The organism is Archangium sp. (genome assembly GCF_036389735.1).
Taxonomy (GTDB): domain Bacteria; phylum Myxococcota; class Myxococcia; order Myxococcales; family Myxococcaceae; genus Archangium.
This window is the reverse complement of record NZ_DASVWK010000667.1, coordinates 1-2406: the sequence shown is the minus strand read 5'-3', so window position 1 is coordinate 2406 and position 2406 is coordinate 1. Positions and strand designations below refer to the sequence as shown.

2 protein-coding genes are annotated in these 2406 nt (G+C 74.9%); one reads left to right on the top strand and one right to left on the bottom strand.

Features of this window, described 5'->3' with window-relative positions; genetic code table 11:
* On the bottom strand, window positions 1-1677 hold a 1677-nt coding region (locus VF794_RS23485), incomplete at its 3' end, for a tetratricopeptide repeat protein (RefSeq protein WP_414640945.1).
* Window positions 1678-1698: 21 nt separating this feature from the next.
* Between VF794_RS23485 and VF794_RS23480 the strand changes: the two genes are divergently transcribed.
* Window positions 1699-2406 (top strand): glycosyltransferase (locus VF794_RS23480; RefSeq protein ID WP_331114028.1); only part of this gene is annotated, 708 nt, incomplete at its 3' end.

Here is a 2406-nt window from a genome sequence, read left to right as displayed (position 1 = left end):
CGAGCGCGAGGCCGCGCTGACCGAGCTGCGCCAGGCGGTGCGCTTCGAGCCTGGCCACAAGGAGGCGTGGCTGTTGCTGGTAGAGCGCCTCATCGCGCTCGGGCAGAACGGCGAGGCCGCGTGGGCGATGCGGGCGCGCAGCAGGCGGCTCAACCCCGCCCTGTCGCCCAGCCGCCGCGTCACCTCCAGGAGCTGGTCCTGTACGAGGACGTCCTCGGGGTTCTCCGCGAGCACCTCCGACCAGGCCCAGTGGGCGAGCCGCGCGTCGCCGAGCGGCCCTCCGGCGAGCTCCGCGAGGCACCGCAGCCCCTCGGAGCGGGAAGGCGCACGGCGGGGCAAGGCGGCGAGCGCGGCCCGCAGGCGCTCGGCGGCTTCGGCAAGCTCCGTGGGGGCCACACACCGCACGAGCCCCATGAGGGCCGGGAGCGAGCCGGGGGAGAGGGCCTCCGCCGCCTCGAAGTCCGCGCGCGCCCGGGCCCGCTCGCCGGTGGACAGCAGCCACTCGCCCCGAGCCAGGAAGGCGGCGGCACGCGCCCGGGGGTTGCTCGCGCGCTGTACCGCCTCGTCGAGCACGCGCTGGACCACCCAGTCGTCCCCATCGCCGCGCTGGGACAGGAGCCGCACCTGCTCGGTGAGCGCGGCCCTGTCTCCGGTGAGCGCGACGATCTGCCCGTACACCCGGGCGGCGCCCGCCGGGTCTTGCAGCTCGTTCTCCAGCAGCTCGGCGAGCCGGGTGAGGGCCTCGGCACGGACGGTCAGGTCCTCCGTCCAGTCGGCGCGATCCAGGTAGAACTGCGCCAGCTCGGGCCACGCCTGACGCGCGATGAGCTGGGCCTCCTGGCGCGGCTCGTCCGGGGGCGCGAAGACGACGAACTCCACGGTCTCGTGCCGGTCGCTGGAGTCCTCCCGCAGGACGCCGTACTGCTGGGTCTCTTGCCGAGTCCGGGTGTCCCCCCGCTCGACCCTGGCCGGGGCCTCCGGCGGGGTGGGAGCGGAGAGTTCTCCGAGCACGATGGGCAGCTCGGACGTCTCGCGACGGGGATCGAACCGCACCTCGGGAGGGCTGGCGGCGTCCGCCGTGGACTCCTCCTCGCTCCAGGGAACGGTGGGCCGGAGGGGCTGGCGCCGCTGGGGCGCGGGGGCGACCTCGACGGCGGCCTCGTCCCGCGCGGGCTCCTGGACCGGGGCCACCTCGTCCCGCAGGACCTCGACGGGCACGATGGGGGTGGGCTCGCCCAGGGCGGCGCGGCGGAAGATCTCGTCGATGAGCCCGCGGGCGCGGCGATCCCCGGGCGACTCCTCGGCGAGCGCCTGGAGCATCTCGATGGCCCGGGGGAGCTGCTGCACCCGGCGCAGCAGGCGAGCGAGCTGGAGCCGCACGGCGCGGCGGGTGCTCCCCTGGGTGCTCCCCAGCGAGGAGGAGAGGAGCGCGATGGCGGCGGCCTCGGTGCCCGCGCGCAGGGAGAAGGCGACGAGCGCCGCGGCGAGGCGGGGCGTCATGGGCACGGTGCGGCTGGCGCGGACCAGCTCCCCGAAGGCCCGGGCGGCATGGCCCTCGCCGAGCAGACGGGCGGCGATCTGGCGGTGGTGCTCGACGATAGCGGGCACGTGCGCGCCCTGGCGCGAGTCAGCCACCTCCGACGAACCGGCGTCCTTGCCGTTTCTCACGCCACCCATGGATGGGGCAGTCTACACGCGATGCCGCCTCCGGTCGTCACCGTCCTCCTGCCCGCCCGAAACGCCGAGCGCACCGTGGCCCGCGCCGTGGAAAGCCTCCTGGAGGGCACGCTGCGTGAAATCCGGGTACTCGCGGTGGACGATGGCTCCACGGACGGGACGCGCGCGGTGCTGGAGGGGCTGGCGGCGGGGGAGCCCCGGGTGGAGGTGCTCGACGGGGCGGGCCGGGGACTGGTCGCCGCGCTCAACCTCGCCCTCTCACATGCCACCTCGCCCTACGTGGCGCGCATGGACGCGGATGACGAGGCCCTGCCCCGGCGCCTGGAGGCGAGCGTCGCCGCGCTGGAGGAGGACGCGAGCCTCGGCGGCGTGGGCACGGGGGTGGAGCTGTTCCGGGAGGACCAGCCGGTGACCCCGTCGATGCGGGACTACGCGGCCTGGCTCAATGGCCTCACCACCTCCGAGCGCCTCCACCGCGAGCGCTTCGTGGAGAGCCCCATCTGCCACCCCTCGGTGTGTCTGCGGCGGGAGGCGGTGGTGGCGGCCGGAGGGTGGGAGCACGGCGACTTCCCGGAGGACTACGACCTCTGGCTGAAGCTCATGCACCTGGGCCACGGGATGCACAACGTGCCCGAGGTGCTGTTGCGCTGGAGGGACAGCACGGGGCGGCTGACGCGGACGGACCCGAGGTATGCGCACAAACGATTCATCTGGGTGAAGGCGCGCTAC